We start from the raw sequence: 25584 nt of genomic DNA, 5'->3' as shown, positions 1-25584 counted from the left end.
CTATGCGCTGGTTGTTCTTGTTGCTGCTGATGCTCAATGGTGTTTACTACGTCTGGAATCAGCAGGAGGCGCCACTCAAGGTCAAGGATGTCACGCCGCTTTTGCTTTATAAAGGCAGTCAGCAGGACATTCGCCTGTTGCGGGAAGCGGGAGTGGCGGCACCTGATCGGCGTCGCGAAGAGTGCCTCATCGTTGGAGGCGCAATGACGACCGAGGTGCTCGAGTCGCTTCGTCAGCGGCTGACAAGTCTGGACATCGCCACGGCTCCAGTCCGTGGGCAGGTCGCAGGTGCCCAGGGGCGTTGGCTCAAAGTAGAGCCTGAAAGTGAACGCTTGTTGGACCCAGCGGCCCTTGACGCGCTTTCCAATGATTTCAAAGACTTAAAACATCAAATTATTTTCTGCCAGGGTATTGCAACTGGTGAATAGCTTGATAGAATGGCGCCCGCTTCGCAGGGAACACCACTCAGGTGGTTGAGTTGCAAGCGGTGTCACCGCAGCTAAGTTTCAGATTTGATTGAAAAAATTTGAAAAAGCGCTTGACACTAGGACGGCAGATGAATAAAATGCCGGCCACATCTGGAGGGATTCCCGAGCGGCCAAAGGGGACGGACTGTAAATCCGTTGCGAGAGCTTCGAAGGTTCGAATCCTTCTCCCTCCACCAGTTTTAGCGAGAGCCGCAAGCCTCGCGGGTATAGTTTAGTGGTAGAACCTCAGCCTTCCAAGCTGATGATGCGGGTTCGATTCCCGCTACCCGCTCCAAGTTTGCTGGTTATTGCACAACGTGTTTCGCTCTTGTAGCTCAGTTGGTAGAGCACACCCTTGGTAAGGGTGAGGTCAGCGGTTCAAGTCCGCTCAAGAGCTCCATATAAACAAGGCAGATATGAAAATATCTGCCTTTGTTTTATCAGCGCAAGACTATTTCTTCTGCGGAGGATTGTATCGATGGCTAAGGAAAAGTTTGATCGTTCCCTTCCCCACGTTAACGTCGGCACTATCGGCCACGTTGACCACGGTAAGACCACTCTGACCGCAGCTCTGACTCGCGTCTGCTCCGAAGTATTCGGTTCGGCAGTCGTTGAGTTCGACAAGATCGACTCGGCTCCGGAAGAAAAAGCGCGCGGTATCACCATCAACACCGCTCACGTTGAGTACAACTCGACCATTCGTCACTACGCTCACGTTGACTGCCCAGGTCACGCTGACTACGTGAAGAACATGATCACCGGTGCTGCCCAGATGGACGGCGCGATTCTGGTTTGCTCGGCCGCCGATGGTCCGATGCCACAAACCCGTGAGCACATCCTGCTGTCCCGTCAGGTTGGCGTTCCGTACATCGTGGTCTTCCTGAACAAGGCTGACCTGGTAGACGACGCTGAGCTGCTGGAACTGGTCGAGATGGAAGTTCGCGACCTGCTGTCCACCTACGACTTCCCAGGCGACGACACCCCGATCATCATCGGTTCGGCTCGTATGGCGCTGGAAGGCAAAGACGACAACGAAATGGGCACTACCGCTGTCAAGAAGCTGGTAGAGACTCTGGATTCCTACATCCCTGAGCCAGTTCGTGCCATCGACCAGCCTTTCCTGATGCCGATCGAAGACGTGTTCTCGATCTCGGGTCGTGGTACCGTTGTGACCGGCCGTATCGAGCGTGGTATCGTCCGCGTTCAGGATCCGCTGGAAATCGTTGGTCTGCGTGACACCACCACCACCACCTGCACCGGTGTTGAGATGTTCCGCAAGCTGCTGGACGAAGGCCGTGCTGGCGAGAACTGCGGCGTTCTGCTGCGTGGTACCAAGCGTGACGACGTTGAGCGTGGCCAGGTTCTGGTCAAGCCAGGTTCGGTCAAGCCGCACACCAAGTTCACCGCAGAAGTCTACGTTCTGTCGAAAGAAGAAGGCGGTCGTCACACTCCGTTCTTCAAAGGCTACCGTCCTCAGTTCTACTTCCGTACCACTGACGTGACCGGTAACTGCGAACTGCCGGAAGGCGTTGAAATGGTAATGCCAGGTGACAACATTCAGATGACTGTTACCCTGATCAAGACCATCGCAATGGAAGACGGTCTGCGCTTCGCTATCCGTGAAGGCGGTCGTACCGTCGGCGCCGGCGTCGTAGCCAAAATTATTGAATAAGTAGTTGATTTACTTGATTGGGCCGGTATAATAGCCGGCCTGATACAGCGTTACAGGTCAGTAGCTCAATTGGCAGAGCGACGGTCTCCAAAACCGTAGGTTGGGGGTTCGATTCCCTCCTGACCTGCCATTTCACCTCGGTGTGATGGCTTTCTTCTTACAGGATCCTCCTCGATGACCCCCAAAACTGAAGCCCAAGAATCGCGTTTTGATCTGTTCAAGTGGCTGGCTGTAGTGGCTTTGGTGGTTGTTGGTGTAGTGGGTAATCAGTATTACTCTGCTGCTCCAATTCTGTACCGCGTACTCGCACTTCTTGCTCTGGCTGCTGTTGCTGGCTTTGTTGCCTTGCAGACCGCGAAGGGTAAGTCGTTCTTTACGCTGGCCAAGGAAGCGCGTACCGAGATTCGTAAAGTCGTATGGCCGACCCGCCAAGAAACCACCCAGACCACGCTGATTGTTGTGGCTGTCGTGCTGGTTATGGCTCTGCTGCTGTGGGGGCTCGATTCCCTGCTCGGCTGGGCGGTCTCCTTGATCGTAGGCTAAAGGTGCCCCGTGGCTAAGCGTTGGTATGTTGTGCATGCTTACTCGGGTTACGAGAAGCATGTGATGCGCTCCTTGATCGAGCGCGTCAAGCTGGCTGGCATGGAAGACGGTTTCGGCGAGATCCTGGTTCCGACCGAAGAAGTCGTTGAAATGCGTAACGGCCAGAAGCGCAAGAGTGAACGCAAGTTCTTCCCGGGCTACGTGTTGGTCCAGATGGAAATGAACGAAGGGACTTGGCACTTGGTCAAGGATACCCCGCGCGTGATGGGCTTTATCGGTGGTACAGCGGACAAGCCCGCACCCATCACTGATAAAGAAGCTGAGGCAATCCTGCGTCGCGTTGCCGACGGCAGTGACAAGCCGAAGCCCAAGACTCTGTTCGAGCCCGGTGAAGTGGTTCGAGTCATTGATGGTCCGTTCGCAGACTTCAATGGTAGTGTCGAAGAGGTTAACTACGAAAAGAGCCGCCTGCAGGTTGCAGTGCTTATTTTCGGTCGCTCTACGCCCGTGGAGCTCGAGTTCAGCCAGGTCGAAAAGGTCTAGGCGGACGAAGCATCCCATACCCCGCAGCCCTGTGTGCTGCGGGGTTTTGTCGTCACTGGGATAAAACGCAAGTCATCCGGGGAGCCAATAGGCGTTCGTACCCGATATTGGAGTAGCTCATGGCTAAGAAGATTCAGGCTTACATCAAGCTGCAAGTTAAGGCCGGCCAGGCCAACCCAAGCCCACCCGTTGGTCCAGCACTGGGCCAACATGGTGTGAACATCATGGAATTCTGCAAGGCCTTCAACGCCCGTACCCAGGGTCAAGAAGCCGGCCTGCCGACTCCAGTGATCATCACTGTATACAGCGACCGTAGCTTCACCTTCGAGACCAAGAGCACTCCTGCCTCGGTTCTGCTGAAGAAAGCTGCTGGCCTGACCAGTGGTTCGGCTCGCCCGAACACCGTTAAAGTCGGTACCGTTACCCGCGCTCAGCTGGAAGAAATCGCCAAGGCTAAACAAGCCGACCTGACTTCTGCTGACCTGGACGCAGCTGTACGCACCATCGCTGGCTCTGCCCGCAGCATGGGCTTGAACGTGGAGGGTGTGTAATGGCTAAGCTGACCAAGCGCCAAAAGGCAATCGCCGAAAAAATCGAAGCAGGCAAGGCCTATAACTTCGAAGAAGCGGCAACTCTGCTGGCTTCGCTGCCGGCTGCCAAGTTCGTCGAATCGTACGACATCGCGGTAAACCTCGGTGTTGACCCACGTAAATCCGACCAGGTTGTTCGTAGCGCTACCGTGCTGCCACACGGCACTGGCAAGACTGTACGTGTTGCTGTCTTCACCCAGGGTCCAGCTGCTGAAGCCGCTCTGGCTGCCGGCGCTGACCGCGTAGGTATGGACGATCTGGCTGCTGAAATGAAAGGCGGCGACCTGAACTATGACGTCGTCATCGCATCGCCTGATGCCATGCGTGTTGTAGGTCAGCTGGGTCAGGTTCTGGGCCCACGTGGCCTGATGCCTAACCCGAAGGTTGGTACCGTAACCCCAGACGTAGCCACTGCCGTGAAAAACGCCAAGGCTGGTCAGGTTCGCTACCGTACCGACAAGAACGGTATCATTCACACTTCCGTTGGCAAAATCGGCTTCGAAGCCGGCAAGCTGAAGGAAAACGTTGAAGCGCTGATCGCTGACCTCAAGCGTATCAAGCCAGCTTCTTCGAAAGGTATCTACGTCAAGCGCGTTACCCTGAGCACCACTATGGGCCCAGGTCTGGTCATCGACCAGAGCTCGCTGGACGTGTAAGAACATGGTGGTGTGACCTGTCACGCCACCAGCAAAAATTGGGGTCCCTGCCTGGCGGGGGCTATCCAAGACCGTAGGCGGCGCAAGCCTTAAAACATCAGCCCACGCAGATGGTGCTCCCGATTCGTTACCGAATCAGACACCAAAACGACATCCGGCTTCGGCCAGATGAAACGGTAAAAACCAGGAGTAAACCCGTGGCAATTAAACTCGAAGACAAGAAGGCCATCGTCGCTGAAGTCAACGAGGCTGCCAAAGTCGCTCTGTCCGCTGTCGTGGCCGATGCCCGTGGTGTGACTGTAAGCGCAATGACCGGACTCCGTAAAGAGGCCCGCGAAGCTGGCGTATACGTGCGTGTCGTACGTAACACCCTGCTCAAGCGCGCTGTTGAAGGCACCGAATTTTCGATCCTCAACGATGCGTTCAAAGGCCCGACCCTGATTGCTTTCTCCAACGAACACCCGGGCGCTGCTGCCCGTCTGTTCAAAGAGTTCGCCAAGGGTCAGGACAAGTTCGAGATCAAGGCAGCTGCGTTTGACGGCAATTTCATTGCAGCGAACCAGATCGACGTGTTGGCTACCCTGCCGACCCGCGACGAAGCTATTGCGAAACTGATGAGCGTGATCCAAGGCGCTACCAGCAAGCTGGCTCGTACTCTGGCAGCCATTCGCGACCAGAAAGAAGCTACCGCTGCCTAAGGCAAGCGAAACTCTTTCAAAATCATTCGTTTAATTTGATGGCTGCGTAGGCTGTCACCCCAATACAGGATTTAAGTCATGTCCCTGACTAACGAGCAAATCATCGAAGCAATCGGCCAGAAAACCGTTCTGGAAGTTGTTGAGCTGATCAAAGCTATGGAAGAAACCTTCGGCGTTACCGCTGCTGTTGCCGCTGCTGGCCCAGCTGCTGCTGCTGCCGTTGTTGAAGAGCAGACCGAGTTCAACGTTGTTCTGGTTGAAGCTGGCGACAAGAAAGTGAACGTGATCAAGGCCGTTCGCGAACTGACCGGTCTGGGCCTGAAAGAAGCCAAAGAGAAAGTCGATGGCGCTCCTCAGGTTGTAGCTGAAGGCGTTTCGAAAGAAGCCGCTGAAGACGCTAAGAAGAAGCTGGAAGAAGCAGGCGCTAAAGTCGAGCTGAAGTAATCTCGACCTTGCGACGCCAGTCCGAGCGTTGAGCAAAGGGCTGATGGCTGGTGGCTTATGCCACCGGCCTTTTTCCGTTATTGGCGGTCGGTCAGGCCGGCCCCGATAACAAGCTGCAAGACACCCATGTGGGTGGCGCAAACCAAGGGTTTGCACGATTTTCTGGCTGCTCCCGCCGGGAGAAGCCAAACAAGCAGGTGACCAAGCTGGGGAACGCTGATGGCTTACTCATACACTGAGAAAAAACGTATCCGCAAGGACTTTAGCAAGTTGCCGGACGTGATGGATGTGCCTTACCTCCTGGCCATCCAGCTGGATTCGTATCGCGAATTCCTGCAAGCGGGAGCATCCAAGGATCAGTTCCGCGACGTCGGTCTGCATGCGGCCTTCAAATCGGTATTCCCGATCATCAGCTACTCCGGCAATGCTGCCTTGGAGTACGTAGGCTATCGCCTGGGCGAACCCGCCTTCGATGTGAAGGAATGTGTCCTGCGTGGCGTGACCTTCGCGGTCCCACTGCGGGTCAAGGTGCGCCTGATCATCTTCGACAAGGAATCGTCGAACAAAGCGATCAAGGACATCAAAGAGCAAGAAGTCTACATGGGTGAAATCCCCCTGATGACTGAGAACGGTACCTTCGTAATCAACGGTACCGAGCGTGTGATCGTTTCCCAGCTGCACCGCTCGCCGGGTGTATTCTTCGACCACGACCGTGGCAAGACTCACAGCTCGGGCAAGCTGCTGTACTCCGCTCGCATCATTCCTTACCGCGGCTCCTGGTTGGACTTCGAGTTCGATCCCAAGGACTGCGTATTCGTGCGTATCGACCGTCGCCGCAAACTGCCGGCTTCCGTCCTGCTGCGCGCGCTGGGCTACAGCACTGAAGAAGTGCTGAACACCTTCTACACCACCAACGTGTTCCATGTTTCCGGCGAGAACCTCAGCCTTGAACTGGTGCCACAGCGTCTGCGTGGTGAAGTCGCGGTCATGGACATCCATGACGAGAATGGCAAGGTCATCGTCGAGCAAGGCCGTCGTATCACTGCGCGCCATATCAATCAGCTCGAAAAAGCCGGTGTCAAACAGCTCAACGTGCCGATGGAGTATGTCCTGGGCCGTACGACTGCCAAGGCCATCGTGCACCCTGCAACCGGCGAGATCATTGCCGAGTGCAACACCGAGCTGACGACCGAACTGCTGGTCAAAGTCGCCAAGGCACAGGTCGTCCGCATCGAGACCCTGTACACCAACGACATCGATTGCGGTCCGTTCATCTCCGATACCTTGAAGATCGACACCACCAGCAACCAATTGGAAGCTCTGGTCGAAATCTATCGCATGATGCGTCCAGGTGAGCCGCCGACCAAGGATGCTGCCGAAACCCTGTTCAACAACCTGTTCTTCAGCGCCGAGCGTTACGACCTGTCCGCCGTCGGCCGCATGAAGTTCAACCGTCGTATCGGTCGCACCGAAATCGAAGGTTCGGGCGTGCTGAGCAAGGAAGATATCGTCGAGGTTCTGAAGACTCTCGTCGATATCCGTAACGGCAAAGGCATCGTCGACGACATCGACCACCTGGGTAACCGTCGCGTACGTTGCGTTGGTGAAATGGCCGAGAACCAGTTCCGTGTAGGCCTGGTGCGTGTCGAGCGCGCGGTCAAGGAACGTCTGTCGATGGCTGAAAGCGAAGGCCTGATGCCTCAGGACCTGATCAACGCCAAGCCGGTTGCGGCCGCGGTGAAAGAGTTCTTCGGTTCCAGCCAGCTTTCGCAGTTCATGGACCAGAACAACCCGCTCTCCGAGATCACCCACAAGCGCCGTGTTTCCGCACTCGGCCCTGGCGGTCTGACCCGTGAGCGTGCTGGCTTCGAGGTGCGTGACGTACACCCGACCCACTACGGCCGCGTGTGCCCGATCGAAACCCCTGAAGGTCCGAACATCGGTCTGATCAACTCTCTGGCTGCGTATGCTCGCACCAACCAGTACGGCTTCTTGGAAAGCCCGTACCGTGTGGTGAAGGAAGGCGTTGTCAGCGACGACATCGTATTCCTGTCTGCCATCGAAGAGGCCGATCACGTGATCGCCCAGGCTTCGGCCGCGATGAACGACAAGAAGCAGCTGATCGATGAGCTGGTCGCTGTGCGTCACCTGAACGAATTCACCGTCAAGGCGCCGGAAGACGTCACTCTGATGGACGTTTCGCCCAAGCAGGTAGTTTCGGTCGCTGCGTCGCTGATCCCATTCCTGGAGCACGACGACGCCAACCGTGCACTGATGGGCTCGAACATGCAGCGTCAGGCTGTACCCACCCTGCGTGCCGACAAGCCGCTGGTAGGTACCGGCATGGAGCGCAACGTTGCCCGTGACTCCGGTGTCTGCGTGGTTGCTCGCCGCGGTGGCGTGATCGACTCGGTCGACGCCAGCCGTATCGTGGTCCGTGTAGCGGATGACGAAGTGGAAACCGGCGAGGCAGGTGTAGATATCTACAACCTGACCAAGTACACCCGTTCGAACCAGAACACCTGCATCAACCAGCGTCCGCTGGTGAGCAAGGGTGACATGGTACAGCGCGGCGATATCATGGCCGATGGCCCGTCCACCGACATGGGTGAGCTGGCGCTGGGTCAGAACATGCGCATCGCGTTCATGGCATGGAACGGCTTCAACTTCGAAGACTCCATCTGCCTCTCCGAGCGCGTCGTTCAGGAAGATCGCTTCACCACGATCCACATCCAGGAACTGACCTGTGTGGCCCGTGACACCAAGCTTGGCCCAGAAGAGATCACTGCAGACATCCCGAACGTGGGTGAGGCTGCGCTGAACAAGCTGGACGAAGCCGGTATCGTTTACGTCGGTGCTGAAGTTGGCGCTGGCGATATTCTGGTCGGCAAGGTAACGCCAAAAGGCGAAACCCAGCTCACCCCTGAAGAAAAACTGCTGCGCGCGATCTTCGGCGAAAAAGCCAGCGACGTTAAGGACACTTCCCTGCGCGTACCGACCGGTACCAAGGGTACTGTCATCGACGTTCAGGTCTTCACCCGTGATGGCGTCGAGCGTGACAGCCGTGCGCTGGCCATCGAGAAGATGCAGCTCGACGAGATCCGCAAGGACCTCAACGAGGAATTCCGCATCGTCGAAGGCGCAACCTTCGAGCGTCTGCGCTCTGCGTTGGATGGTCAGGTGGTCGACGGTGGTGCAGGCCTGAAGAAAGGCACTGTCATCACTGATGAAGTCCTCGCCGGTCTGGAGCACGGTCAGTGGTTCAAGCTGCGCATGGCCGAAGATGCACTGAACGAGCAGCTGGAAAAGGCTCAGCAGTACATCGTCGACCGTCGCCGACTGCTGGACGACAAGTTCGAAGACAAGAAGCGCAAGCTGCAACAGGGCGATGACCTGGCACCAGGCGTTCTGAAGATCGTCAAGGTCTACCTGGCAATCCGCCGTCGCATCCAGCCGGGTGACAAGATGGCCGGTCGTCACGGTAACAAAGGTGTTGTCTCGGTGATCATGCCGGTCGAAGACATGCCGCATGACGCCAACGGCACGCCGGTCGATGTCGTACTTAACCCGTTGGGTGTACCTTCGCGTATGAACGTGGGTCAGATTCTGGAAACCCACTTGGGCCTCGCGGCCAAGGGTCTGGGTGAAAAGATCGATCGCATGATCGAGGAGCAGCGCAAGGCCGCAGAGCTGCGCGTGTTCCTGACCGAGGTCTACAACGAGATCGGTGGTCGTCAGGAAAGCCTCGACGAGTTCAGCGATGAAGAAATTCTCGCCCTGGCTCATAACCTGAAGAAAGGCGTGCCAATGGCAACGCCCGTGTTCGACGGTGCGAAAGAGAGCGAGATCAAGGCCATGCTGAAGCTGGCCGACCTGCCTGAGAGCGGCCAGATGGTGCTGTTCGATGGCCGTACCGGCAACAAGTTCGAGCGTCCTGTGACCGTTGGTTACATGTACATGCTGAAGCTGAACCACTTGGTGGACGACAAGATGCACGCGCGTTCCACTGGTTCTTACAGCCTGGTTACCCAGCAGCCGCTGGGTGGTAAGGCACAGTTCGGTGGTCAGCGTTTCGGGGAGATGGAAGTGTGGGCGCTGGAAGCATACGGCGCGGCATACACCCTGCAAGAAATGCTCACAGTGAAGTCGGACGACGTGAACGGCCGTACCAAGATGTACAAGAACATCGTGGATGGCGATCACCGTATGGAGCCGGGCATGCCCGAGTCCTTCAACGTGTTGATCAAAGAGATCCGTTCGCTCGGTATCGATATCGATCTGGAAACCGAATAACACGTGACGTGAAGGGGAGTGGGGCAGGCAGTGCCCGCTCCCTGCTCCGCCAGGAGGAAAGGCCTTGAAAGACCTACTGAATTTGCTGAAAAACCAGGGTCAAGTCGAAGAGTTCGACGCCATCCGCATCGGTCTGGCGTCACCAGAGATGATCCGTTCGTGGTCGTTCGGTGAAGTTAAGAAGCCGGAAACCATCAACTACCGTACGTTCAAACCAGAACGTGACGGCCTGTTCTGCGCCAAGATCTTTGGCCCAGTCAAGGACTACGAGTGCCTGTGCGGTAAGTACAAGCGGCTCAAGCATCGCGGCGTTATCTGCGAGAAGTGCGGCGTTGAAGTTGCCCTCGCCAAGGTCCGTCGTGAGCGCATGGCTCACATCGAGCTGGCTTCGCCGGTCGCACACATCTGGTTCCTGAAGTCGCTACCGTCCCGTATCGGCTTGCTGATGGACATGACCCTGCGTGATATCGAGCGCGTGCTCTACTTCGAGAGCTACGTCGTAATCGACCCAGGCATGACTACGCTTGAAAAAGGCCAGTTGCTCAACGACGAGCAGTACTTCGAAGCGCTGGAAGAGTTCGGTGACGATTTCGACGCCCGCATGGGTGCCGAGGCTGTCCGCGAGCTGCTGCACGCTATCGACCTGGAGCACGAGATCGGCCGCCTGCGTGAAGAGATTCCGCAGACCAACTCGGAAACCAAGATCAAGAAGCTGTCCAAGCGCCTGAAGCTCATGGAAGCCTTCCAGGGCTCCGGCAACCTGCCTGAGTGGATGGTCCTGACCGTCCTGCCAGTGCTGCCGCCGGACCTGCGCCCGCTGGTACCGTTGGATGGCGGCCGCTTCGCGACCTCCGACCTGAACGACCTGTACCGTCGGGTGATCAACCGTAACAACCGTCTCAAGCGCCTGCTGGATCTGTCGGCGCCGGACATCATCGTGCGCAACGAAAAGCGCATGCTGCAGGAAGCGGTCGACGCCCTGCTGGACAACGGCCGTCGTGGTCGCGCCATCACTGGTTCGAACAAGCGTCCGCTGAAGTCCCTGGCCGACATGATCAAAGGTAAGCAAGGTCGCTTCCGTCAGAACTTGCTCGGTAAGCGTGTGGACTACTCCGGCCGTTCGGTAATTACCGTAGGCCCGACCCTGCGTCTGCACCAGTGCGGTCTGCCGAAGAAGATGGCCCTCGAGCTGTTCAAGCCGTTCATTTTCGGCAAGCTGGAAATGCGTGGTCTGGCGACCACCATCAAGGCTGCCAAAAAGATGGTCGAGCGCGAACTGCCAGAGGTGTGGGACGTTCTCGCCGAAGTGATTCGCGAACACCCCGTGCTGCTCAACCGTGCACCGACCCTGCACCGTCTGGGTATCCAGGCCTTTGAGCCGGTACTGATCGAAGGTAAGGCCATCCAGCTGCACCCGCTGGTCTGCGCCGCGTACAACGCCGACTTCGACGGTGACCAGATGGCCGTTCACGTGCCGCTGACGCTGGAAGCCCAGCTCGAAGCGCGTGCACTGATGATGTCGACCAACAACATCCTGTCGCCAGCCAACGGTGAGCCAATCATCGTTCCGTCGCAGGACGTCGTGTTGGGTCTGTATTACATGACCCGTGAGGCCATCAACGCCAAGGGCGAGGGTCGTGTGTTTGCCGACCTGCAGGAAGTCGACCGCGTATTCCGCGCCGGCGAAGCTGCCCTGCACGCGAAAATCAAGGTTCGTATCAACGAGACCGTGAAAGAACGTGATGGCAGCGTCACCAAGAACACCCGTATCGTCGACACCACTGTTGGCCGTGCGCTGCTGTTCCAGGTTGTACCTGCTGGCCTGCCTTACGATGTCGTCAACCAGCCAATGAAGAAAAAGGCGATCTCCAAGCTGATCAACCAGTGCTACCGCGTGGTTGGTCTGAAAGAGACCGTCATCTTCGCTGACCAGTTGATGTACACCGGTTTCGCCTACTCGACCATTTCCGGTGTTTCCATCGGTGTGAACGACTTCGTCATCCCGGATGAGAAGGCCCGCATCATCGGTACGGCTACCGATGAAGTGAAGGAAATCGAAAGTCAGTACGCCTCCGGCCTGGTAACCCAGGGCGAGAAGTACAACAAGGTCATCGACTTGTGGTCCAAGGCGAACGACGAAGTGTCCAAGGCGATGATGGCCAACCTCTCGAAAGAGAAGGTCATTGATCGCGAGGGCAATGAAGTCGACCAGGAATCGTTCAACTCGATGTACATGATGGCTGACTCGGGTGCGCGTGGTTCTGCAGCCCAGATCCGTCAGCTGGCCGGTATGCGTGGCCTGATGGCCAAGCCGGATGGCTCCATCATCGAGACGCCGATCACCGCGAACTTCCGTGAAGGTCTGAGCGTACTTCAGTACTTCATCTCGACTCACGGTGCTCGTAAGGGTCTGGCGGATACCGCACTGAAGACTGCTAACTCCGGTTACCTGACGCGTCGTCTGGTAGACGTGGCGCAGGACCTGGTGGTGACCGAGATCGACTGCGGTACCGACCAAGGTCTGGTCATGACCCCGCACATCGAAGGCGGCGACGTTGTCGAGCCGCTGGGTGAGCGTGTTCTGGGCCGTGTGATCGCCCGTGACGTGTTCAAGCCAGGCACCGAGGACGTCATCGTTCCTGCCGGTACGCTGGTAGACGAGAAGTGGGTCGAGTTCATCGAGCTGAACAGCATCGACGAAGTGGTCGTGCGTTCGCCGATCAGCTGCGAAACCCGCTTCGGTATCTGCGCCAAGTGTTACGGCCGTGACCTGGCGCGCGGTCATCAGGTCAACATCGGTGAAGCGGTCGGTGTCATTGCCGCCCAGTCCATCGGTGAGCCTGGTACCCAGCTGACCATGCGTACGTTCCACATCGGTGGTGCTGCAAGCCGGACCTCGGCTGCTGACAGCGTTCAGGTGAAGAATGGCGGTATGGTACGTCTGCATAACCTGAAGCAGGTTGAGCGCGCAGACGGTAACCTGGTTGCCGTATCGCGTTCGGGCGAGTTGGCCATTGCCGACGAATTCGGTCGTGAGCGTGAGCGTTACAAGCTGCCGTACGGCGCTGTGATTTCGGTCAAGGAAGGTGACAAGGTCGAAGCTGGCGCCATCGTCGCCAAGTGGGACCCGCACACCCACCCGATCGTGACCGAGCTCAAAGGTACCGTGACCTTCGTGGGCATGGAAGAAAACATCACCATCAAGCGTCAGACCGATGAGCTCACCGGCCTGACCAACATTGAAGTGCTGGACGTCAAGGATCGCCCTGCCGCAGGCAAGGAAATCCGTCCGGCCATCAAGATGGTGGATGCCTCTGGCAAGGACCTGTACCTGCCGGGTACCGATGTACCTGCCCAGTACTTCCTGCCGGCCAACGCCCTGGTTGGCGTAGCCGACGGTGCCCAGATCGGTGTCGGTGACGTTATTGCGCGTATCCCGCAAGAAACGTCCAAGACCCGTGACATCACCGGTGGTCTGCCACGTGTTGCCGACTTGTTCGAAGCGCGTCGTCCGAAGGAAGCGTCGATTCTGGCTGAAGTCAGCGGTACCATTGCCTTCGGTAAAGAGACCAAGGGCAAGCGTCGCCTGGTGATCACGCCGACCGACGGTAGCGATCCGTACGAAGAGCTGATTCCGAAGTGGCGTCACCTGAACGTCTTCGAGGGTGAGCAGGTAAACCGCGGCGAAGTTATCTCCGACGGCCCGAGCGATCCGCACGACATCCTGCGTTTGTTGGGTGTCAGCGCACTCGCCAAGTACATCGTCAACGAGATTCAGGACGTTTACCGTCTGCAAGGCGTAAAGATCAACGACAAGCACATCGAGACCATCCTGCGCCAGATGCTGCGCAAGGTCGAGATTTCCGAGTCGGGCGATTCCAGCTTCATCAAGGGCGACCAGATGGAACTGACTCAGGTACTGGTAGAGAACGAGCGTCTCGCCGGCGAGGACAAGTTCATCTCCAAGTTCACCCGTGTGCTGCTGGGTATCACCAAGGCGTCGCTGTCGACCGAGTCGTTCATTTCCGCGGCTTCCTTCCAGGAAACCACCCGCGTACTGACCGAAGCGGCCGTAACTGGCAAGCGCGACTACCTGCGTGGTCTGAAAGAAAACGTGGTCGTGGGTCGTCTGATCCCGGCCGGTACGGGTCTGGCTTACCACAGCGAGCGCAAGCGTCGTCGTGATGCAGACAAACCGCTGCGTGTAAGCGCCAGTGAGGTAGAAGCCGCACTGACCGAAGCACTGAACTCCAGCGGTAACTGAGTACAGGGCAGGGCCCCGGTTGACCCCGAACGGTCGTCGGCGACATGAAATGTTGGCGATGATCGGGCGGGGAGGGCCGGGGCCTTGTCTTGACTGGGTGCAAGATCCTCTTTAGACTTTTGTACCCTTAAATTTGGTGAGGCTCCGTCTCGCCAATTTTTGGCTTTCTTGCAAGACAATAGAGTCGCAAGACAATCAGTGGAGCTAGTAGATGGCAACTATCAACCAGCTGGTACGTCAGCCGCGTAAGCGTTCGGTCGAGAAGTCCGACGTTCCTGCGCTGCAGAACTGCCCGCAACGTCGTGGCGTGTGCACCCGTGTGTACACCACTACGCCGAAAAAACCTAACTCGGCACTGCGTAAAGTATGCCGTGTGCGTCTGACCAACGGTTTCGAGGTTTCCTCGTACATCGGTGGTGAAGGCCACAACCTGCAAGAGCACAGCGTCGTCCTGATCCGTGGCGGCCGTGTAAAAGACTTGCCAGGTGTTCGTTACCACACCGTTCGCGGCTCTCTGGATACTTCGGGCGTTAAAGGCCGTAACCAGGGTCGTTCGAAGTACGGTACCAAGCGTCCGAAGTAATCGGCCGTTTGCAGACATCCATTTTTTTGAGTCGATAAGAGTAAGGTCGGGCGGGGGTCGTAGACCCAGGTCCCGGGCTAACCTGAAGACCGTTTGAGGGCTTATCATGCCAAGACGTCGTGTAGCAGCAAAACGTGAGATCCTTGACGATCCTAAGTACGGATCGCAGATTCTCGCCAAGTTCATGAACCACGTGATGGAAAGCGGCAAAAAGGCCGTAGCCGAGCGCATCGTTTATGGTGCCCTGGATACCGTCAAAGCACGCAAGAACAGCGACCCCCTGGAAATCTTCGAGAAAGCTCTCGACGCCATCGCTCCGCTGGTCGAAGTAAAGTCCCGTCGTGTCGGCGGTGCCACTTACCAGGTCCCGGTTGAAGTTCGTCCATCCCGTCGTAACGCTCTGGCCATGCGCTGGCTCGTAGACTACGCCCGCAAGCGCGGCGAGAAGTCGATGGCGCTGCGCCTGGCTGGCGAGCTGCTGGATGCTGCCGAAGGCAAGGGTGCTGCAGTCAAGAAGCGTGAAGACGTGCACCGTATGGCTGAAGCCAACAAAGCGTTCTCGCACTACCGCTTCTAATTCAAGCATCAATCATTTTGCGAGGGCTTTATGGCTCGTACTACAGCAATTAACCGCTACCGTAACATTGGTATCTGTGCCCACGTTGACGCGGGCAAGACCACCACTACCGAGCGGATCCTGTTCTACACAGGTCTGAGCCACAAGATGGGCGAGGTGCATGATGGCGCCGCGACCACCGACTGGATGGTGCAGGAGCAGGAGCGCGGTATCACCATTACCTCCGCTGCCGTGACCACCTTCTGGAAAGGTTCCGTTGGTCAGTACGACAACTACCGCGTAAACGTCATCGATACCCCCGGCCACGTTGACTTCACCATTGAAGTAGAACGTTCGCTGCGCGTACTCGACGGCGCGGTCGTTGTGTTCTGCGGCACCTCCGGTGTCGAGCCTCAGTCCGAAACCGTATGGCGTCAGGCCAACAAGTACGGTGTTCCACGTGTTGTTTACGTGAACAAGATGGACCGTGCAGGTGCCAACTTCCTGCGTGTCGTAGGTCAGATCAAGAACCGTCTGGGCCACACCCCGGTTCCGGTTCAGCTGGCCATCGGTTCGGAAGATAACTTCCAGGGTCAGGTCGACCTGATCAAGATGAAGGCTATCTACTGGAACGACGACGACAAGGGCACCACCTACCGCGAGGAAGAAATTCCTGCGGACATGCTTGAGCTGGCTCAAGAGTGGCGCAACAACATGGTTGAAGCTGCTGCTGAAGCCAACGAAGAGCTGATGAACAAGTACCTGGAAGGCGGTGAGCTCACCGTTGACGAGATCAAGGCAGGCCTGCGCGCGCGCACCCTGGCCAGCGAGATCGTTCCAGCTGTTTGCGGTTCGTCGTTCAAGAACAAGGGTGTTCCCCTGGTTCTCGACGCCGTCATCGACTACCTGCCTGCTCCTACCGAGATTCCTGCCATCCAGGGTATCAACCCGGACGACAAGGATCTGGACAAGGAAGATCCGGCTGTTCGTAAAGATGAGCGTCACGCCGACGACAACGAGCCGTTCTCGGCCCTGGCGTTCAAGATCGCGACCGACCCGTTCGTAGGTACTCTGACCTTCGTTCGCGTCTACTCGGGTGTTCTGAGCTCCGGCGACTCCGTGATCAACTCGGTGAAAGGCAAGAAAGAGCGCGTTGGTCGTATGGTGCAGATGCACGCCAACCAGCGTGAAGAGATCAAGGAAGTGCGCGCTGGTGACATCGCCGCCCTGATCGGTATGAAAGACGTGACCACCGGTGAAACCCTGTGCAACGCCGATCATCCAATCATCCTTGAGCGTATGGACTTCCCTGAGCCGGTAATCTCCCTGTCCGTCGAGCCGAAAACCAAGGCCGACCAGGAGAAGATGGGTATCGCACTGGGCAAGCTGGCCCAGGAAGACCCGTCGTTCCGCGTCAAGACCGACGAAGAAACCGGCCAGACCATCATCTCCGGTATGGGTGAGCTGCACCTGGACATCCTCGTTGACCGCATGAAGCGCGAATTCAACGTCGAAGCCAACATCGGTAAGCCTCAGGTTTCGTACCGCGAGAAGATCACCAAGTCCAACGTCGAGATCGAAGGCAAGTTCGTTCGTCAGTCGGGTGGTCGTGGTCAGTTCGGTCACTGCTGGATCCGTTTCTCGGAGCCGGAAGTGGACGAAAAAGGCAACATCACCGAAGGTCTGGTGTTTACCAACGAAGTCGTTGGTGGTGTGATTCCGAAGGAATTCATCGCCCCGATCCAGAAGGGTATCGAAGAGCAGATGAAGAACGGCGTTGTTGCCGGCTATCCTCTGATCGGCCTGAAGGCCACGGTATTCGACGGTTCGTACCACGACGTCGACTCCAACGAAATGGCGTTCAAGATCGCTGCATCGATGGCAACCAAGCAGCTGGCCCAGAAGGGTGGCGGCGTGGTTCTCGAGCCGATCATGAAGGTCGAAGTTGTAACCCCGGAAGACTACCTGGGTGACGTGATGGGTGACCTGAACCGTCGTCGTGGTCTGGTACAGGGTATGGATGAGTCGGTCTCTGGCCGCGTCGTCCGCGCTGAAGTTCCGCTCGGGGAAATGTTCGGTTACGCGACCGACGTTCGTTCCATGTCTCAGGGTCGCGCAAGCTACTCCATGGAATTCTCCAAGTACGCTGAAGCTCCGTCGAACATCGTCGAAGCTCTCATTAAAAAACAAGGCTGATTCAGCCCCTTTAGGCTAGGAGTTCACTGTCGTGGCTAAAGAAAAATTTGATCGTTCCCTTCCCCACGTTAACGTCGGCACTATCGGCCACGTTGACCACGGTAAGACCACTCTGACCGCAGCTCTGACTCGCGTCTGCTCCGAAGTATTCGGTTCGGCAGTCGTTGAGTTCGACAAGATCGACTCGGCTCCGGAAGAAAAAGCGCGCGGTATCACCATCAACACCGCTCACGTTGAGTACAACTCGACCATTCGTCACTACGCTCACGTTGACTGCCCAGGTCACGCTGACTACGTGAAGAACATGATCACCGGTGCTGCCCAGATGGACGGCGCGATCCTGGTTTGCTCGGCCGCCGATGGTCCGATGCCACAAACCCGTGAGCACATCCTGCTGTCCCGTCAGGTTGGCGTTCCGTACATCGTGGTCTTCCTGAACAAGGCTGACCTGGTAGACGACGCTGAGCTGCTGGAACTGGTCGAGATGGAAGTTCGCGACCTGCTGTCCACCTACGACTTCCCAGGCGACGACACCCCGATCATCATCGGTTCGGCTCGTATGGCGCTGGAAGGCAAAGACGACAACGAAATGGGCACTACCGCTGTCAAGAAGCTGGTAGAGACTCTGGATTCCTACATCCCTGAGCCAGTTCGTGCCATCGACCAGCCTTTCCTGATGCCGATCGAAGACGTGTTCTCGATCTCGGGTCGTGGTACCGTTGTGACCGGCCGTATCGAGCGTGGTATCGTCCGCGTTCAGGATCCGCTGGAAATCGTTGGTCTGCGTGACACCACCACCACCACCTGCACCGGTGTTGAGATGTTCCGCAAGCTGCTGGACGAAGGCCGTGCTGGCGAGAACTGCGGCGTTCTGCTGCGTGGTACCAAGCGTGACGACGTTGAGCGTGGCCAGGTTCTGGTCAAGCCAGGTTCGGTCAAGCCGCACACCAAGTTCACCGCAGAAGTCTACGTTCTGTCGAAAGAAGAAGGCGGTCGTCACACTCCGTTCTTCAAAGGCTACCGTCCTCAGTTCTACTTCCGTACCACTGACGTGACCGGTAACTGCGAACTGCCGGAAGGCGTTGAAATGGTAATGCCAGGTGACAACATTCAGATGACTGTTACCCTGATCAAGACCATCGCAATGGAAGACGGTCTGCGCTTCGCTATCCGTGAAGGCGGTCGTACCGTCGGCGCCGGCGTCGTAGCCAAAATCATCGAGTAATCACTCGACCGATTGAAAAAGGCCCCCGCTCAGCGGGGGCTTTTTTTATTGGGTTGACACTAATTGGGGGCGTCTATAGAATCACGCCTCCTTTTAGCGGGCGTAGTGCGTCCGTTGGGAACAGCCTGGAGTCTGAAATCCAATGCAAAATCAGCAAATCCGTATCAGGTTGAAGGCTTTCGACCATCGCCTGATCGACCAATCCACCCAGGAAATCGTGGAAACCGCGAAACGTACTGGTGCACAAGTGCGTGGTCCAATTCCACTGCCTACCCGCAAAGAGCGTTTCACCGTTCTGGTCTCCCCGCACGTCAACAAAGACGCGCGTGACCAGTACGAGATTCGCACTCATAAGCGTGTTCTGGACATCGTCCAGCCAACGGATAAAACCGTTGATGCGCTGATGAAGCTTGATCTGGCGGCAGGTGTGGAAGTACAGATCAGCCTCGGCTAAGACTTCGGTCTGGTCGTGTAACGCTCTGAAATGGGCGGCCATAGCGGGTGAAAGCCCCGTACACTCATGAGGTTTACAACATGACTATTGGTGTAATCGGTCGCAAGTGCGGTATGACCCGCATTTTCACCGAAGAAGGTGTCTCCATTCCGGTCACGGTCATTGAGATCGAGCCGAATCGCGTCACCCAGTTCAAAACTGAAGAAACCGATGGCTACCGTGCAGTGCAAGTCACTGTCGGCGAGCGTCGTGCTTCGCGTGTGACTGCCGCTCAGGCAGGCCACTTCGCCAAGGCCAACGTTGCCGCTGGTCGCGGTGTTTGGGAGTTCCGTCTTGAAGAAGGCGATTTCCAGGCTGGCGATCTGATCAAAGCTGAACTCTTCACTGCAGGCCAGCTGGTAGACGTTACTGGTCAGTCCAAAGGTAAAGGCTTCGCCGGTACCATCAAGCGCTGGAACTTCCGTGGCCAGGACAACACCCACGGTAACTCCGTGTCGCACCGTGTCCCAGGTTCCATCGGCCAGTGCCAGACTCCTGGTCGTGTGTTCAAGGGCAAGAAGATGTCCGGTCACATGGGCGCCGAGCGCGTGACTGTTCAGTCCCTGGAAGTTGTTCGCGTAGACGCTGAGCGCAACCTGCTGCTGGTCAAGGGTGCCGTTCCAGGCGCTACTGGCGGCGACGTGGTTGTACGTCCAGCTGTCAAGGCTCGCGGTTAAGGGGAAACTGACATGCAACTTAATGTAAATGACGCTCAGGCGATCGAAGTTTCCGAACTGACTTTCGGTGGCGAATTCAACGAGACGCTGGTACACCAAGCAGTCGTGGCCTACATGGCCGGCGGCCGTCAGGGCACCAAGCAGCAAAAGACCCGTTCCGACGTAGCTGGTGGCGGTAAGCGCCCATGGCGTCAGAAGGGTACTGGCCGTGCTCGTGCTGGTACCACTCGTGGTCCGATCTGGCGTGGCGGTGGTGTAACCTTCGCAGCTCGCCCTCAAGATCACTCGCAGAAGCTCAACAAGAAGATGTACCGCGCAGCTCTGCGCTCCATCCTCGCTGAGCTGGTGCGTAGCGACCGTCTGGTCGTGGTTCAGGACTTCGCTGTTGAAGCGCCGAAAACCAAAGATCTGCTGAACAAGCTGAACGGCATGGGTCTGAGCGATGTGTTGATCGTTTCCGACGCTGTTGATCAGAACCTGTACCTGGCTGCTCGTAACCTGCCGCACGTCGACGTTCGTGACGTACAAGGTTCCGACCCGGTCAGTCTGATCGCATACGAGAAAGTGTTGATCACTGTCTCGGCCGTGAAGAAATTCGAGGAGCTGCTGGGATGAACCAGGAACGCGTATTCAAAGTCCTCCTTGGCCCGCACGTTTCCGAGAAGGCTACCGTTCTGGCTGAGAAGAAAGGCCAGTTCGTATTCAAGGTTGCTACTGACGCAACCAAGCTGGAAATCAAGAAAGCTGTCGAAGGCCTGTTCAACGTAAAAGTTGAAAACGTGTCGACCGTTAACGTTCTGGGTAAAACCAAGCGTACCGCACGTGGTCTGGGCAAGCGTAATGACTGGAAGAAGGCGATCGTCTCCCTTCAGCCAGGCCAAGATCTCGATTTCAGCAGCAGTGCTGAGTAAGGAAGGGGTGCATCATGGCAATCGTTAAATGCAAACCGACTTCCCCTGGCCGCCGTTTCGTGGTCAAGGTGGTCAACAAGGAGCTGCATAAAGGCGCTCCTCACGCACCGCTGCTCGAGAAAAAATCGAAGTCTGGTGGTCGTAACAACAATGGCCGCATCACTACGCGTCACGTAGGTGGTGGTCATAAGCAGCATTACCGTCTGGTCGACTTCCGTCGCAACGACAAAGATGGCATCCCAGCCACTGTCGAGCGTATCGAATACGATCCAAACCGTACTGCTCACATCGCCCTGCTGTGCTACGCAGACGGTGAGCGCCGCTACATCATCGCCCCTAAAGGCGTGAGCGCTGGCGACCAGCTGATCGCAGGTGCCCTGGCCCCAATCAAGGCCGGTAACTCCCTGCAGCTGCGCAACATTCCAGTAGGTAGCACCATTCACGGCATCGAACTGAAGCCGGGTAAAGGTGCACAGATCGCTCGTTCCGCTGGTGCTTCGGCTCAGCTGATCGCTCGCGAAGGTGTCTACGTGACCCTGCGTCTGCGCTCTGGTGAAATGCGTAAAGTCCTGGCTGAGTGCCGTGCGACCCTGGGCGAAGTCTCGAACTCCGAGCACAGCCTGCGTTCGCTGGGTAAAGCTGGTGCCAAACGCTGGCGCGGCGTTCGCCCAACCGTTCGTGGTGTTGCCATGAACCCGGTTGACCACCCACATGGTGGTGGTGAAGGTCGTACCTCCGGTGGTCGTCATCCGGTATCGCCATGGGGCTTCCCAACCAAGGGTGCTAAAACCCGTGGTAATAAGCGTACCGACAACATGATCGTCCGTCGTCGCAAGTAACTAGAGGGATACGACAGTGCCACGTTCTCTGAAAAAAGGTCCTTTTATCGATCTTCACCTCTTGAAGAAGGTCGAAGTGGCGGTGGAGAAGAACGATCGCAAACCGGTTAAAACCTGGTCGCGTCGCTCGATGATCCTGCCACAAATGGTCGGTCTGACCATCGCGGTTCACAACGGTCGCCAGCATGTCCCAGTTCTCGTGAACGAAGACATGGTCGGCCACAAACTGGGCGAGTTCGCCGGTACCCGCACCTATCGCGGGCACGTGGCTGACAAGAAAGCCAAGCGTTAAGGGGTAAGGAAATGGAAGTAGCCGCTAAGTTGTCGGGCGCTCGAATCTCCGCCCAGAAAGCCCGCTTGGTCGCCGACCAGATCCGCGGGAAGAAGGTGGGCGAAGCGCTCAACCTGTTGGCCTTCAGCAGCAAAAAAGCCGCTGAAATCATGAAGAAAGTCCTCGAGTCGGCCGTAGCCAACGCCGAACACAACGAAGGCGCAGACGTTGATGACCTGAAGGTCTCCACCGTCTTCGTCAACGAAGGGCGTTCGCTGAAGCGCATCATGCCACGTGCCAAAGGCCGTGCTGATCGCATCGTCAAGCGGTCTTGCCATATCACTGTCAAGGTTGCGGACAAGTAACGGAGTCGATCAGATGGGTCAGAAAGTACATCCCACTGGCATTCGCCTGGGAATCGTCAAGGAGCACACCTCCGTCTGGTACGCAGACGGTGCTACTTACGCAGATTACCTGTTGAAGGATCTGAAAACGCGTGAGTACCTCCAAGACAAACTAAAAAGCGCGTCCGTAAGCCGTATCGATATTCATCGTCCGGCTCAAACTGCACGCATCACCATCCACACCGCTCGTCCAGGTATCGTTATCGGGAAGAAGGGTGAGGATGTCGAGAAGCTGCGCCAGGACCTGACCAAGCAGATGGGTGTGCCTGTGCACATCAACATCGAAGAGATCCGCAAGCCGGAACTCGACGCTATGCTGGTTGCGCAAAGCGTAGCTCAGCAGCTGGAACGCCGCGTTATGTTCCGTCGCGCCATGAAGCGCGCTGTACAGAACGCCATGCGTATTGGTGCCAAGGGCATCAAGATCCAGGTGAGCGGTCGTCTCGGCGGCGCTGAGATTGCTCGTACCGAGTGGTATCGCGAAGGTCGTGTGCCTCTGCACACCCTGCGTGCCGATATCGACTACAACACCTACGAAGCTCACACCACTTACGGTGTGATCGGTGTGAAGGTTTGGATTTTCAAAGGCGAAGTTATTGGTGGTCGCCAAGAAGAACTGAAACCACAAGCACCAGCGCCTCGTAAAAAAGCTGCTAAGTAAGGGGTACGCCAAATGTTGCAACCTAAGCGTACAAAATTCCGCAAGCAGATGACTGGCCACAACCGTGGTCTGGCACTGCGCGGTAGCAAAGTCAGCTTCGGCGAGTTCGCCTTGAAAGCTGTTGCTCGCGGTCGCCTCACCGCTCGCCAGATCGAGTCCGCACGTCGTGCGCTGACCCGTCACGTAAAACGTGGCGGCAAGATCTGGATCCGTGTATTCCCGGACAAGCCGATCTCCAAGAAACCTCTCGAGGTTCGTATGGGTAAAGGTAAGGGTTCCGTTGAGTACTGGGTTGCCCAGATCCAGCCAGGCAAAGTCCTGTACGAGATCGAGGGTGTTTCTGAAGAGCTGGCGCGCGAAGCTTTCGCTCTGGCCGCTGCGAAGCTGCCTCTCGCCACCTCCTTTGTTAAGCGGACGGTGATGTGATGAAAGCGAATGAACTTCGTGAAAAATCCGCACAGCAACTGAACGAGCAACTGCTCGGCTTGCTGCGCGACCAGTTCAATCTGCGTATGCAGAAAGCAACTGGCCAGTTGGGGCAGTCGCACCTGCTCTCGCAAGTCAAGCGTGACATCGCTCGCGTGAAGACTGTGCTCAACCAGCAGGCAGGTAAGTGATCATGGCTGAAGCTGAAAAAACCGTCCGTACGCTGACTGGCCGTGTCGTCAGCGACAAAATGGACAAGACCATCACCGTTCTGATCGAGCGTCGCGTAAAGCACCCGATCTACGGTAAATACGTTAAGCGTTCGACTAAGCTGCACGCGCACGACGAAACCAATCAGTGCAAGATCGGCGACAAGGTTTCCATTACCGAAACCCGTCCGCTGGCCAAGACCAAGTCCTGGGCACTGGTTGAAGTCCTCGAACGCGCTGTTGAAGTCTAAGGGCTAGGGGTCGGAGAAATTTTATGATTCAGACTCAATCCATGCTCGATGTGGCCGATAACAGCGGCGCTCGTCGCGTCATGTGCATCAAGGTGCTCGGCGGTTCTCACCGCCGCTACGCCGGCATCGGTGACATCATCAAAGTTACCGTCAAGGAAGCAATTCCACGCGGTAAGGTCAAAAAAGGCCAAGTGATGACTGCTGTTGTCGTGCGCACCCGTCACGGTGTTCGTCGCGCTGACGGTTCCATCATTCGTTTCGACGGCAACGCTGCTGTTCTGCTGAACAACAAGCAAGAGCCGATCGGCACTCGCATCTTCGGGCCAGTGACCCGTGAACTTCGTACTGAGAAGTTCATGAAGATCGTCTCGCTCGCCCCTGAAGTGCTGTAAGGAGATCCGACATGCAAAAGATTCGTCGTGACGACGAGATCATCGTGATCGCCGGCAAAGACAAAGGTAAGCGCGGTAAGGTGCTGAAGGTTCTCGCTGACGACCGTCTGGTCATCGGTGGCGTGAACCTGGTCAAGCGTCATACCAAGCCTAACCCGATGGCGGGCGTTCAGGGCGGTATCGTCGAAAAAGAAGCGCCTCTGCACGCTTCCAACGTTGCCATCTTCAACGGTGAAACCAACAAGGCTGACCGCGTTGGTTTCAAAGTAGAAGACGGTAAGAAAATTCGTGTCTTCAAGTCGACCCAAAAAGCGGTTGATGCTTGAACACTGCTAGGTAGAAGACCATGGCACGACTGAAAGAGATTTACCGGAACGAGATCGCTCCTAAGCTTAAGGATGAACTTAAGCTGTCGAACGTGATGGAAGTTCCGCGCGTTACCAAAATCACCCTGAACATGGGTCTGGGCGAAGCGATCGGTGACAAGAAAGTCATCGAGCACGCTGTTGCCGACCTGGAAAAGATCACCGGTCAAAAGCCGGTCGTGACTTTCGCTCGCAAATCCATCGCTGGCTTCAAAGTCCGCGAAGGCTGGCCGATCGGCGTCAAGGTGACCCTGCGTAGCGACAAGATGTACGAATTCCTGGACCGCCTGCTGGCGATCTCCCTGCCTCGGGTTCGCGACTTCCGCGGCCTGAATGCCAAGTCCTTCGACGGTCGTGGCAACTACAGCATGGGCGTGAAAGAGCAGATCATCTTCCCGGAAATCGACTACGACAAGATCGATGCTCTGCGCGGTTTGGACATCACCCTGACCACCACTGCTCGTTCGGACGACGAAGGCCGCGCTCTGCTGCGTGCTTTCAAGTTCCCGTTCCGCAACTGATTGGAGTAGGAAAATGGCCAAGAAGAGCATGAAAAACCGTGAGCTGAAGCGTCAGCAAACGGTAGCCAAGTACGCTAAAAAGCGCGCTGAGCTGAAAGCGACCATCGTCAATCTGAACGCCTCTCCGGAAGAGCGTTTCGCTGCCGTTGTCGCTCTGCAGAAGCAGCCGCGCGATGCTAGCGCTGCCCGTCTGCGCAACCGTTGCCGCCTGACCGGTCGTCCTCACGGTGTATACCGTAAGTTCGGCCTGGGCCGTAACATGCTGCGCCAAGCGGCAATGCGTGGCGACGTACCAGGTCTGGTCAAGGCCTCCTGGTAATCGCTGCAGGTTGAGTCATCGGCGTAGGCGGTTAATCTTCCGACCACCGGTGACTCTTCCCACGAACAAGCCCCTACATGGGGCTTGTTTCGTTTCTGGCTTGTGTCTAGAATGA

The 25584-nt window shown here is 56.9% G+C and carries 29 protein-coding genes and 4 tRNA genes; all 33 read left to right on the top strand.

What is annotated here, in order from left to right; all coding sequences use genetic code 11:
* The first annotated feature begins 2 nt into the window (after window positions 1-2).
* On the top strand, window positions 3-428 hold the full coding sequence (locus tag CWR53_RS20220; RefSeq protein WP_100852343.1) for a hypothetical protein: 426 nt from the start codon (window positions 3-5) through the stop codon (window positions 426-428).
* Window positions 429-580: 152 nt separating this feature from the next.
* Window positions 581-664 (top strand) — tRNA-Tyr (locus tag CWR53_RS20215).
* Window positions 665-688: 24 nt separating this feature from the next.
* Window positions 689-762 (top strand) — tRNA-Gly (locus CWR53_RS20210).
* Between the two features lie 29 nt (window positions 763-791).
* A tRNA-Thr gene (locus CWR53_RS20205) sits at window positions 792-867 on the top strand.
* Window positions 868-945: 78 nt separating this feature from the next.
* A complete protein-coding gene (tuf, locus tag CWR53_RS20200; RefSeq protein WP_038411791.1) occupies window positions 946-2139 on the top strand; it encodes an elongation factor Tu in 1194 nt (397 codons plus the stop codon).
* Window positions 2140-2193: 54 nt separating this feature from the next.
* Window positions 2194-2269, top strand: a tRNA-Trp gene (locus CWR53_RS20195).
* Between the two features lie 44 nt (window positions 2270-2313).
* A complete protein-coding gene (gene secE / locus CWR53_RS20190; RefSeq protein ID WP_027915747.1) occupies window positions 2314-2682 on the top strand; it encodes a preprotein translocase subunit SecE in 369 nt (122 codons plus the stop codon).
* 9 nt (window positions 2683-2691) lie between these two features.
* A complete protein-coding gene (nusG, locus tag CWR53_RS20185) occupies window positions 2692-3225 on the top strand; it encodes a transcription termination/antitermination protein NusG (protein ID WP_003255501.1) in 534 nt (177 codons plus the stop codon).
* A 119-nt stretch (window positions 3226-3344) separates the two neighbouring features.
* Window positions 3345-3776: a 50S ribosomal protein L11 gene (gene rplK, locus CWR53_RS20180; protein WP_027915748.1), complete on the top strand. Its 432-nt coding sequence runs from the start codon at window positions 3345-3347 to the stop codon at window positions 3774-3776.
* Complete coding sequence (gene rplA, locus CWR53_RS20175; protein ID WP_027915749.1) at window positions 3776-4471, top strand: 50S ribosomal protein L1; 696 nt, start codon at window positions 3776-3778, stop codon at window positions 4469-4471. Before rplK ends, rplA begins: the two co-directional genes overlap by 1 nt.
* Before the next feature lie 197 nt (window positions 4472-4668).
* Window positions 4669-5169 carry a 50S ribosomal protein L10 gene (gene rplJ, locus CWR53_RS20170; protein WP_016715872.1) on the top strand — a complete coding sequence of 167 codons (501 nt, stop codon included), beginning with the start codon at window positions 4669-4671 and terminating at the stop codon, window positions 5167-5169.
* A 78-nt stretch (window positions 5170-5247) separates the two neighbouring features.
* Entirely contained in the window at window positions 5248-5613 is a 366-nt protein-coding gene (gene rplL, locus CWR53_RS20165) for a 50S ribosomal protein L7/L12 (protein WP_003255496.1), read from the top strand.
* Between the two features lie 219 nt (window positions 5614-5832).
* Complete coding sequence (gene rpoB, locus CWR53_RS20160; protein WP_058606001.1) at window positions 5833-9906, top strand: DNA-directed RNA polymerase subunit beta; 4074 nt, start codon at window positions 5833-5835, stop codon at window positions 9904-9906.
* Between the two features lie 64 nt (window positions 9907-9970).
* The gene (rpoC, locus tag CWR53_RS20155; protein WP_058606002.1) at window positions 9971-14170 is read left to right on the top strand and encodes a DNA-directed RNA polymerase subunit beta'; all 4200 of its coding nucleotides are present in this window, start codon (window positions 9971-9973) and stop codon (window positions 14168-14170) included.
* A 211-nt stretch (window positions 14171-14381) separates the two neighbouring features.
* The gene (gene rpsL, locus CWR53_RS20150) at window positions 14382-14753 is read left to right on the top strand and encodes a 30S ribosomal protein S12 (RefSeq protein WP_003255492.1); all 372 of its coding nucleotides are present in this window, start codon (window positions 14382-14384) and stop codon (window positions 14751-14753) included.
* 106 nt (window positions 14754-14859) lie between these two features.
* On the top strand, window positions 14860-15330 hold the full coding sequence (gene rpsG / locus CWR53_RS20145; protein ID WP_003246741.1) for a 30S ribosomal protein S7: 471 nt from the start codon (window positions 14860-14862) through the stop codon (window positions 15328-15330).
* A 30-nt stretch (window positions 15331-15360) separates the two neighbouring features.
* Window positions 15361-17505, top strand: coding sequence for an elongation factor G (gene fusA, locus CWR53_RS20140; RefSeq protein ID WP_058606003.1), 2145 nt, complete (start codon window positions 15361-15363; stop codon window positions 17503-17505).
* Between the two features lie 31 nt (window positions 17506-17536).
* The gene (tuf, locus tag CWR53_RS20135; RefSeq protein WP_038411791.1) at window positions 17537-18730 is read left to right on the top strand and encodes an elongation factor Tu; all 1194 of its coding nucleotides are present in this window, start codon (window positions 17537-17539) and stop codon (window positions 18728-18730) included.
* Between the two features lie 142 nt (window positions 18731-18872).
* Window positions 18873-19184 carry a 30S ribosomal protein S10 gene (gene rpsJ, locus CWR53_RS20130; protein ID WP_003186070.1) on the top strand — a complete coding sequence of 104 codons (312 nt, stop codon included), beginning with the start codon at window positions 18873-18875 and terminating at the stop codon, window positions 19182-19184.
* 80 nt (window positions 19185-19264) lie between these two features.
* On the top strand, window positions 19265-19900 hold the full coding sequence (gene rplC, locus CWR53_RS20125) for a 50S ribosomal protein L3 (RefSeq protein WP_003257089.1): 636 nt from the start codon (window positions 19265-19267) through the stop codon (window positions 19898-19900).
* Between the two features lie 12 nt (window positions 19901-19912).
* The gene (gene rplD / locus CWR53_RS20120) at window positions 19913-20515 is read left to right on the top strand and encodes a 50S ribosomal protein L4 (protein ID WP_003255485.1); all 603 of its coding nucleotides are present in this window, start codon (window positions 19913-19915) and stop codon (window positions 20513-20515) included.
* Window positions 20512-20811 carry a 50S ribosomal protein L23 gene (gene rplW / locus CWR53_RS20115; protein WP_003255484.1) on the top strand — a complete coding sequence of 100 codons (300 nt, stop codon included), beginning with the start codon at window positions 20512-20514 and terminating at the stop codon, window positions 20809-20811. The genes rplD and rplW overlap by 4 nt, the downstream gene beginning before the upstream one ends.
* Window positions 20812-20825: 14 nt before the next feature.
* Window positions 20826-21650, top strand: coding sequence for a 50S ribosomal protein L2 (gene rplB, locus CWR53_RS20110; RefSeq protein WP_027915105.1), 825 nt, complete (start codon window positions 20826-20828; stop codon window positions 21648-21650).
* Window positions 21651-21666: 16 nt separating this feature from the next.
* Window positions 21667-21942, top strand: coding sequence for a 30S ribosomal protein S19 (gene rpsS, locus CWR53_RS20105; protein ID WP_003255482.1), 276 nt, complete (start codon window positions 21667-21669; stop codon window positions 21940-21942).
* An 11-nt stretch (window positions 21943-21953) separates the two neighbouring features.
* The gene (gene rplV, locus CWR53_RS20100; protein WP_003103908.1) at window positions 21954-22286 is read left to right on the top strand and encodes a 50S ribosomal protein L22; all 333 of its coding nucleotides are present in this window, start codon (window positions 21954-21956) and stop codon (window positions 22284-22286) included.
* A gap of 13 nt (window positions 22287-22299) precedes the next feature.
* Entirely contained in the window at window positions 22300-22986 is a 687-nt protein-coding gene (gene rpsC, locus CWR53_RS20095; RefSeq protein WP_003255481.1) for a 30S ribosomal protein S3, read from the top strand.
* A gap of 12 nt (window positions 22987-22998) precedes the next feature.
* Window positions 22999-23412, top strand: coding sequence for a 50S ribosomal protein L16 (rplP, locus tag CWR53_RS20090; RefSeq protein WP_003255479.1), 414 nt, complete (start codon window positions 22999-23001; stop codon window positions 23410-23412).
* Window positions 23412-23603, top strand: a complete 192-nt coding sequence (gene rpmC, locus CWR53_RS20085) for a 50S ribosomal protein L29 (RefSeq protein WP_002555481.1) — start codon at window positions 23412-23414, stop codon at window positions 23601-23603. Before rplP ends, rpmC begins: the two co-directional genes overlap by 1 nt.
* A 2-nt stretch (window positions 23604-23605) precedes the next feature.
* The gene (rpsQ, locus tag CWR53_RS20080; RefSeq protein WP_023534981.1) at window positions 23606-23872 is read left to right on the top strand and encodes a 30S ribosomal protein S17; all 267 of its coding nucleotides are present in this window, start codon (window positions 23606-23608) and stop codon (window positions 23870-23872) included.
* 23 nt (window positions 23873-23895) lie between these two features.
* A complete protein-coding gene (rplN, locus tag CWR53_RS20075) occupies window positions 23896-24264 on the top strand; it encodes a 50S ribosomal protein L14 (protein WP_002555479.1) in 369 nt (122 codons plus the stop codon).
* Window positions 24265-24275: 11 nt separating this feature from the next.
* Entirely contained in the window at window positions 24276-24590 is a 315-nt protein-coding gene (gene rplX, locus CWR53_RS20070; protein ID WP_003255476.1) for a 50S ribosomal protein L24, read from the top strand.
* 20 nt (window positions 24591-24610) lie between these two features.
* Entirely contained in the window at window positions 24611-25150 is a 540-nt protein-coding gene (gene rplE / locus CWR53_RS20065) for a 50S ribosomal protein L5 (RefSeq protein WP_023535025.1), read from the top strand.
* Between the two features lie 13 nt (window positions 25151-25163).
* Entirely contained in the window at window positions 25164-25469 is a 306-nt protein-coding gene (gene rpsN / locus CWR53_RS20060) for a 30S ribosomal protein S14 (protein ID WP_023534988.1), read from the top strand.
* Window positions 25470-25584: the final 115 nt, after the last annotated feature.

The organism is Pseudomonas sp. SGAir0191, assembly GCF_002812565.2.
GTDB lineage: Bacteria > Pseudomonadota > Gammaproteobacteria > Pseudomonadales > Pseudomonadaceae > Aquipseudomonas > Aquipseudomonas parafulva_B.
This window is presented reverse-complemented; position numbering and strand designations above follow the sequence as displayed.